Genomic DNA, 7308 nt, shown 5'->3' with positions numbered 1-7308 from the left:
CTGTGGAAAAAGGTCGCGGCGACGGTAAAGCCGCTCGCCAAGGCGAAGGCGCCGTCCGTGCCCGTGGCGCCGCCGACCGTGAAGCCGCCGAAACCCACCCCGCGCAGCGTCGCGGTCCCCGCCGCCGCGCCGCGACCCGCGACGAAACTTCCGTCGCCGCGCCGCACCCACCAGGCGGCGACGCTCGACGGCCATTGGGACCGCCGCCTGCGCAAGGGGCTCGTCCGCCCCGACCTCAGCATCGACCTCCACGGCCATACGCTCGCCTCGGCACAGGCGTTGCTCGACGAGGCGATCGGGCGCGGACTGATGCGCGGCGCGCGCGTGCTGCTCGTGGTCGCGGGACGGCTGCGTCCGGGTGCCGACCGCCTGCCGCAGATGCACGGCGACCCGCGCCCGCGCGGCGCGATCCGCGCGTCGTTGCCCGACTGGCTCGCTTACTCGCCCTACGCCGACCAGATCGTCGCGCTCCGTCCCGCGCATATCAGCCATGGCGGGGCAGGCGCGGTCTATGTGATCCTGCGGCGTGAGCGCGAGGGTTGAAACCCCCTGTATCCCCGCCTTCGCGGGGATACATTCAGGATAAGGCGCGGATCAATATGCCCCGATAGATGGCGGTCAGCTTGTGGATATCCGCCACCGCGACCGCCTCGTCGAGCTTGTGCATCGTCGCATTGGTCAGCCCGAACTCGACCACGGGACAAAGCGTATGGAGAAAGCGCGCGTCCGACGTGCCGCCGGTGGTCGACATTTCGGGCATGACGTCGGTCTCGGCATGGATCGCCTCGGCGACCACCTCCGACAGGTCGCCCGGCGGGGTGAGGAAGGCTTCGCCCGAAATCTTGCCCAGCACCTTGGCACCCGGTTCGACGTCGTGCGCGATGCGCTCGATCAGCGCGATCAGGTCGGCGCCGCGATGCTGGTCGTTGAAACGGATCGACAACCGCGCGCGCGCCGACGCGGGGATGACGTTGGTCGCGCCGTTGCCGACTTCGATATCGGTGAATTCGATGTTCGACGGCTGGAACCAGTCGTTGCCGCTATCCAGCACCACCGCATCGATCGCGGCCAAAATCTTGACCAGCTTCGGGATCGGATTGTCGGCGAGGTGCGGATAGGCGACATGCCCCTGCGTTCCCGGCACGTCGATCCAGATATTGACCGAGCCGCGCCGGCCGATCTTCACCATGTCGCCGAGCCGGTTCACCGAGGTCGGCTCGCCGACGACGATCATGTCGGGGCGGACGCCGCGCGCGTCCATATGCTCCATCAGCGCGCGGGTGCCAAAGATCGCCGGGCCTTCCTCGTCGCCGGTGATGATCAGGCTGATCGTTCCGGCCTCGGCCGGCGTCGCGGCGGCGGCGGCGACGAACGCCGCGATCGAACCCTTCATGTCGACCGCGCCGCGGCCATAGAGCAGCTCGCCACGGACCTCGGGCACGAAGGCGTCGCCGGTCCAGCCGACACCCGGCGGCACGACATCGAGATGTCCGGCAAAGCCGAAATGCTTCGGGCCTTTCCCGGTGCGCACCGCGAGCAGATTCTCGACCGGCCCGTCGGGTTCGATCCCGTCGATGAACCGCTCGACGGTAAAGCCGAGCGGGGTCAGGGCCGCCTCCAGCACGTCGAACACGGCGCCCATGGCGGGGGTGACGCTCGGCGCGGCGATCAGCGCCTTGGCAAGCTCTAGGGGATCGACGGTGATGCTCATGCCGCTCCCTTACTCCCTCGCGCGGCAGCAAGTCGAGGCTTTGCATCGCGCCGCCTTTGTGCGAAACAAAGTAAGAACAAAGTCACGAGGACTGCCATGCCCAAGCTCGATCTCGATACGATCCCGCAAACCAACACGACGGGCTATCCCGCGCCTTACGACGCGCCCGTGCAGGGCCGCTGGTATCGCCGCCTTGCCCCTGCCACCGGACTCAGCGATTTCGCCGCGAGCCATGTCGTGCTGAAGCCCGGCGCCTGGTCGTCGCAGCGCCACTGGCATGATGGCGAGGACGAGATGCTGGTGATGATTTCGGGCGAGGCGGTGCTGATCGAGGACGACGGGCGCTGGCCGATGCGGCCAGGCGATATCGCGGTGTGGCCGAAGGGCAGCACCAACGGCCACCATCTGGTCAACGAATCGGACGCCGACTGCGTCTTCGTCGCATTGGGCGGCGGCAAGAAATACGACACCGGCGGCGGCTATTCGGACATCGACATGCTCTTCACGCCCGACGGCTATTTCCACAAGGACGGCACGCCGTACCCGACGACGCGGATTCCTTAACCCTCGACCGGCCCCTCGAATTTCTCGATGATCCAGTCCTCGGCCTGTGCGCCGCCGATCCATTCCTGCATGCACGGGTGGCTGATCACCGCCTGCGCATAGGCGGCGGCAAAGCGCGGTAGCGGGATCGAGTAGGTGATGAAGCGCGTGACGACGGGCGCGAACATGATGTCGGCGGCCGACCAGCTGCCAAAGAGAAAATCGCCTTCGCCACCGAACCTTGCGCGCGCCTCGGCCCAGATCTGGAAGATACGCACGACATCGGCCTGCACTTCGGGAAGCAGTTCGGCGGGCGGATAGATGCGGCGGATGTTCATACTGTGATTGCGGCGCAGCGCGGCGAAGCTCGAGTGCATTTCGGCCGCCATCGACCGCGCCATCGCGCGCCCCGCCATATCCTCGGGCCAATAACCCTTCGTGCCGCCGGTCTTTTCGTTGAGGTAATCGATGATCGCGAGGCTGTCCCACACGACGATGTCGTCGCCGTCCCACAATATCGGCACCTTGCCGCCCGACGGCGCGAATTCGTCGCCTTCGCGCCGGTTCGACCAGTCCTCGTCATAGAGCGGGACGGTGACTTCCTCGAACGGCAGCCCGCTATGCTTGACCGCCAGCCAGCCGCGCAGGCTCCAGCTGGAGTATGCCTTGTTGCCGAGGAAGAGTTTCATGCCAATTCTCCTCCCTCCCCCTTGACGGGGGAGGGTTGTGTAGACTTGCCAGCTTGCTGGCTAGTCGAAGCTGGGAGAGGGTGATGCGAGCCGCAGGCTCGCGCGGCCTCATTGGCCGCCCACCTCTCCAGGTTCCGGTAGCGGACAAGTCCGCAACCTGCACCATTCTCTCCCGCAAGGGGAGAGGAGGTATTCAAATCTCCACCGCCTCCAGCACCGCGGTGCGCAGTTCGGCGATGCCCATGCCCTTTTCGCTGCTCGTCGCGATCACTTGCGGATGCGCGGCGGGGTGCTTGCGGGCTTCGGCCTCGGTCGCGGCCTGCACCGCGGCGAGCTCGGTCGCCTTGATCTTGTCGGCCTTGGTCAGCACGATGCGATAGCTGACCGCCGCGGTGTCGAGCATCTCGAGCACGTCGCGGTCGACCTCCTTGATCCCGTGGCGGCTGTCGATCAGCACCAAAGTGCGTTTCAGCACCGCGCGGCCGCGGAGGTAATCGTTGATCAGGAAACGCCATTTCTTGACGACATCCTTCGGCGCCCTGGCAAAGCCATAGCCCGGCATATCGACCAGCCGGAAGATCAGCGGATCCTCGCCGACGTCGAAATAGTTGAGTTCCTGCGTCCGCCCCGGCGTCACCGACGTGCGCGCGAGGTTGTTGCGGTTCGTCAGCGCGTTGAGCAACGACGATTTGCCGACGTTCGAGCGGCCCGCGAACGCGATCTCGGGCACGCTCGGCGCCGGCAGATGTTCGAGCGCGGGCGCCGATTTCAGGAAATTAATTGGCCCCGAAAACAGCTTGCGCGCGCGTTCGGCGCGGTCGGGATCGACGCCCGGTTCAAGGTCTTCGCTGTCGCTCACTTCGCCACTGCCGCCTTCAGCTGCGGGAATTTGCGGTACATCCACTGCTGCTGCCCGATCGACAGGATATTGTTGGTGATCCAGTAGAGCAGCAGGCCCGCCGCGAACGGCGCCATGATGAACATGAACAGCCACGGCATGATCTTGAACACCTGCTGCTGCACGGGATCGGTCGCTTGCGGGTTCAGGCGGAACTGCAGGAACATCGTGATGCCCAGGATCACCGCGAGGACGCCGATGCTGAGGATCGACGGCGGGGTGAAGGGCAGCAGCCCGAACAGGTTGAGGATATGCAGCGGATCGGGCGCCGACAGATCCTTGATCCACAGGATGAACGGCTGGTGCCGCATTTCGATCGTCAGCATCAGCACCTTGTACAGCGCATAGAAGATCGGGATCTGGATCACGATCGGCAGGCAGCCGGCGAGCGGATTGATCTTCTCGTCCTTATAGAGCTTCATCAGCTCCTGCTGCATCTTGGGCTTGTCGTCCTTGTAGCGGTCCTGCAGCGCCTTCATCTTCGGCTGAACGAGGCGCATCTGCGCCATCGACCCGAACTGGCGCTGCGCGATCGGGAACATCAGCGCGCGGATGATCAGGGTCAGCAGCATGATCGCAAGACCGAAGTTGTGGACCTGCTTGAACAGCCAGTCGAGCAGCTTGAAGATCGGCACCTCGAAAAATTCGAACCAGCCCCAGTCGATCGCGTTCGACAGGCGCGTGATGCCCTGATCGTCCTGATAGTGCGAGAGCGTGCTCACTTCCTTGGCGCCGGCGAAGACGCGGCTGGTGGTCGTGATCTGCTTGCCCGGCGCAACCTCGACAAGGTCGCGGGCGAAGGCGGCGCGGAAGGCGCCGCCGGGCAGCGAATTGAACGCGGCCGAGACTTTTTCGCCCTTCGCCGGAACCACCGCGGCGAGCCAATATTTGTCGGTGAAGCCGAGCCAGCCGGCCGAGGTGTATGAAACGGTATTGTTCGCCGCCTCCTCGAGTTCGTCATAATTGGTGAAGTTCGACTTGCCGTCGAGATAGCCGGTCGGGCCGACGTGGATCGTCCAGCTGTCCTGCTCATGCGGGTCGGTCGGCTTGCCGGTGCGGTCGATATAGGTGCCGCTGCGCACCGCGACGGGGGCGGTGCCGGTGTTGGCGATCGTCTGTTTCGCGGTGATCAGATAATCGCTGTCGATGCTGTACTCGATGCGGAACGTCTGTCCGGCACCGTTCGCCCAGCTCAGCGTCACCGGAGTAGTCGGGGTCAGCTTGGTGCCCGACGCGGTCCACAATGTGGTCGGACCCGGAACGACGACGCCCTGCGCCGACCAGCCGATGCTCGCGAAATAGGCGGCCTTGGTGCCGCCCGGCGCGAACAGGCGCACCGGCGGCGAATCCTTCTTGATCGTCTGACGATATTTGCTGAGCGTGATGTCGTCCACGCGCGCGCCGACAAGGTTGATCGACCCCTTGATCGCCGGCGTTTCGATCGGAATGCGGTTGCCCTCGGCGAGCACGGCCTCGATCGGACGGATCGCTTGCGCCGTGGTCGGGGCCGGCACGCCGGGGGCGGGCAGCGCGGCGGGCTGGCCCGGCGTCGCGGCGGGGGCGGTGCCATTGGCCCCCGCGACCGTCGTGGTCACATCGGGCTTGTCGGGGGTGGGGAAGAATTTCTCGGAGACGAAATTCCAGCCGATCAGAATGGCCACCGACAATAAAATTGCCGCGATCATGTTACGCTTGTCGTCCACGCTTTTCGGTCTCTCTTCGTATCAAAAATATCGGGGAATACCGTTCAGGGAACGGGGTCGTGGCCGTGGCCCCCCCAAGGATGGCAGCGCAATAGCCGCTTTGTCGCCAGCCAGCCACCCTTGATCGCACCATGGCGCTGGAGCGCGGTGATCGCATAGGCGCTGCACGACGGCGAATAGCGGCAGGTAGGCGGCAGGATGCGCGACGGGCCGATTTGCCAGCCCCGCGCGATCAGGATGAGCAATTTCGCGATCACGGAAAAAGCCCGGAAAACTGCGCAACTTCACGCGCGATCGATGTTTTTTCCTCTTCGTCACCCCGGACTTGATCCGGGATCCCGCTTGTCACCTTCGCTGAGCGGGACCCCGGATCAAGTCCGGGGTGAAGACAAGGGGGAGGGCGCGCAATCACGGCACTTTCGCCGCCAGCTTCTTCGCCGCGCGCTTCAGCGCCGAATCGAGATGCTCGCCCAGCTCGGCAAAGACGATGTCGTTGCCGCCCGGCCGGCCGATCAGGACATGGTCGGCGCCGGCGATTCCCGATTCGGGGAGCGCGGCGCGGCACAGCGCGCGCAGGCGGCGTTTCATCCGGTTGCGGGTGACGGCGTTGCCGACTTTCTTGCTGACGGTATAGCCGATGCCCAGCGCGTCGTCGCCGTCGCCGCGCTGGCGGACGAGCAGGACAAAGCCGGGCATGGGAAAACGAAGGCCGCGATTGGCGGCCAGAAATTCGCTACGTTTTGAAAGGGTTCGCACCGGCTGAGCCAGCGCGCCACCGGCCTGGATCAGGCCGACAGCTTCTTGCGGCCCTGGGCGCGGCGGTTGGCGAGAATCTTGCGGCCGCCAACCGTCGCCTTGCGGGCGCGGAAACCGTGGCGACGGGCGCGCACGAGGTTGCTCGGTTGAAAGGTACGCTTCATCGCGGTTGTCCCTAAATCTCGTCAAAAGCTTTAACAGAAAAGGGCCGCCAAACGTGGGCGGCCACTGATGGAGGCGCGGATAAGCGAGAGTCGGCGCAAAGTCAATCGGCATTGGCGCGGTTTTCGGGCGTTTCGCCATCGGCTGCTTCCAGCGCATCGCGCTCGCGCCGCCGCGCCGCGCTGCTACGCCGCATCAACCGGTCGGTCCAGCCGGCGTAGCGCGGGTGGCGCCGCTTGAATCGGACATAGACGCGCTTCGCCCACTCGCTGTTCTGCAGAGCCAGCATCAATCCCGCGGGAAACAGGATGACAAAGCCCGGCCCCGGCAGCGGACCGAGCAAGGGCGCGGCGATCATCAGCAGCACGCCGAGGACGAACAGCGCCGTCCGCACCCGCGGGTTCGATCGCAATCGTTGGTAAAGGCTGCGTTTCGCCATATTGGGCGATGTGGGGAGGAAGACGCGGTGTTGCAACCGCCTATCACACCTCCCCCTTGATGGGGGAGGCGGCGAGCCCCGGATCAAGTCCGGGGCGCAGCGGTGGGGTGCGGTGGCGGCCTGAAGCTGTGGTGCGATGACGCGCCCTCACCCCCATCCAACTTCGCCTAGTCGCTTCGCGACAAGGCTGCGTATCCTTCCCCCATCGAGGGGGGAAGGGAGAAGGGGGTCAGTTCAGCGTGACAAACCGCGCCATGTCGTCGCGGGTCAGATAGCGGACGTCGTCGAACGGGGTGCTGTTGGTCAGCGCGTAAAAGGCGCGCGCCTTCGCGTCGCTCAGCCCCATTTCGCGGTAATAGCCCAGATATTCGGCGTGGACCGGATCGTTCGCGGGATAGTCGTTCGCC

Annotated in this window: 10 protein-coding genes; 2 read left to right on the top strand and 8 right to left on the bottom strand. The window is 65.3% G+C overall.

The window, feature by feature from the left end:
- Window positions 1-543, top strand: a 543-nt coding sequence (locus VJ811_RS14505) for a Smr/MutS family protein (RefSeq protein WP_324073572.1), incomplete at its 5' end; no start/stop codon positions are given.
- Between the two features lie 34 nt (window positions 544-577).
- Here the strand turns inward: VJ811_RS14505 and dapE are convergent.
- The gene (gene dapE / locus VJ811_RS14500; protein ID WP_324073570.1) at window positions 578-1711 is read right to left on the bottom strand and encodes a succinyl-diaminopimelate desuccinylase; all 1134 of its coding nucleotides are present in this window, start codon (window positions 1709-1711) and stop codon (window positions 578-580) included.
- 96 nt (window positions 1712-1807) lie between these two features.
- Here dapE and VJ811_RS14495 point away from each other — a divergent pair, with 96 nt between their 5' ends.
- A complete protein-coding gene (locus VJ811_RS14495; protein ID WP_324073569.1) occupies window positions 1808-2275 on the top strand; it encodes a cupin domain-containing protein in 468 nt (155 codons plus the stop codon).
- Here VJ811_RS14495 and VJ811_RS14490 read toward each other — a convergent pair.
- The 7 genes from VJ811_RS14490 to VJ811_RS14460 all read right to left on the bottom strand — a co-directional run bounded on the left by VJ811_RS14490 (window position 2272) and on the right by VJ811_RS14460 (window position 6901).
- The gene (locus VJ811_RS14490; protein WP_324073567.1) at window positions 2272-2943 is read right to left on the bottom strand and encodes a glutathione S-transferase family protein; all 672 of its coding nucleotides are present in this window, start codon (window positions 2941-2943) and stop codon (window positions 2272-2274) included. The two genes, VJ811_RS14495 and VJ811_RS14490, sit on opposite strands and share 4 nt — an antisense overlap.
- 193 nt (window positions 2944-3136) lie before the next feature.
- Window positions 3137-3802, bottom strand: a complete 666-nt coding sequence (gene yihA / locus VJ811_RS14485) for a ribosome biogenesis GTP-binding protein YihA/YsxC (RefSeq protein ID WP_324073565.1) — start codon at window positions 3800-3802, stop codon at window positions 3137-3139.
- Window positions 3799-5544, bottom strand: a complete 1746-nt coding sequence (yidC, locus tag VJ811_RS14480) for a membrane protein insertase YidC (RefSeq protein WP_324073563.1) — start codon at window positions 5542-5544, stop codon at window positions 3799-3801. Before yidC ends, yihA begins: the two co-directional genes overlap by 4 nt.
- 44 nt (window positions 5545-5588) lie before the next feature.
- Window positions 5589-5801 carry a membrane protein insertion efficiency factor YidD gene (gene yidD / locus VJ811_RS14475; protein WP_039570339.1) on the bottom strand — a complete coding sequence of 71 codons (213 nt, stop codon included), beginning with the start codon at window positions 5799-5801 and terminating at the stop codon, window positions 5589-5591.
- Between the two features lie 151 nt (window positions 5802-5952).
- The gene (gene rnpA, locus VJ811_RS14470; protein ID WP_324073560.1) at window positions 5953-6300 is read right to left on the bottom strand and encodes a ribonuclease P protein component; all 348 of its coding nucleotides are present in this window, start codon (window positions 6298-6300) and stop codon (window positions 5953-5955) included.
- Window positions 6301-6329: 29 nt separating this feature from the next.
- A complete protein-coding gene (rpmH, locus tag VJ811_RS14465) occupies window positions 6330-6464 on the bottom strand; it encodes a 50S ribosomal protein L34 (protein WP_039570342.1) in 135 nt (44 codons plus the stop codon).
- Between the two features lie 101 nt (window positions 6465-6565).
- Window positions 6566-6901 (bottom strand): PGPGW domain-containing protein, encoded by a 336-nt coding sequence (locus tag VJ811_RS14460; RefSeq protein WP_324073547.1) that lies wholly within the window; start codon window positions 6899-6901, stop codon window positions 6566-6568.
- Window positions 6902-7308: the final 407 nt, after the last annotated feature.

The organism is Sphingopyxis sp. (assembly GCF_035250425.1).
Lineage (GTDB): Bacteria > Pseudomonadota > Alphaproteobacteria > Sphingomonadales > Sphingomonadaceae > Sphingopyxis.
Note: the sequence above shows the minus strand (reverse complement) of the source record. Positions and strands in the feature narration are given on the sequence as shown.

Excerpts from the sequence above, each read along its gene's own strand:
- dapE (WP_324073570.1), bottom strand. The coding sequence starts at position 1,711 with ATGAGCATCACCGTCGATCCCCTAGAGCTTGCCAAGGCGCTGATCGCC.
- VJ811_RS14495 (WP_324073569.1), top strand. The coding sequence starts at position 1,808 with ATGCCCAAGCTCGATCTCGATACGATCCCGCAAACCAACACGACGGGC.
- VJ811_RS14490 (WP_324073567.1), bottom strand. The coding sequence starts at position 2,943 with ATGAAACTCTTCCTCGGCAACAAGGCATACTCCAGCTGGAGCCTGCGC.
- rpmH (WP_039570342.1), bottom strand. The coding sequence starts at position 6,464 with ATGAAGCGTACCTTTCAACCGAGCAACCTCGTGCGCGCCCGTCGCCAC.
- VJ811_RS14460 (WP_324073547.1), bottom strand. The coding sequence starts at position 6,901 with ATGGCGAAACGCAGCCTTTACCAACGATTGCGATCGAACCCGCGGGTG.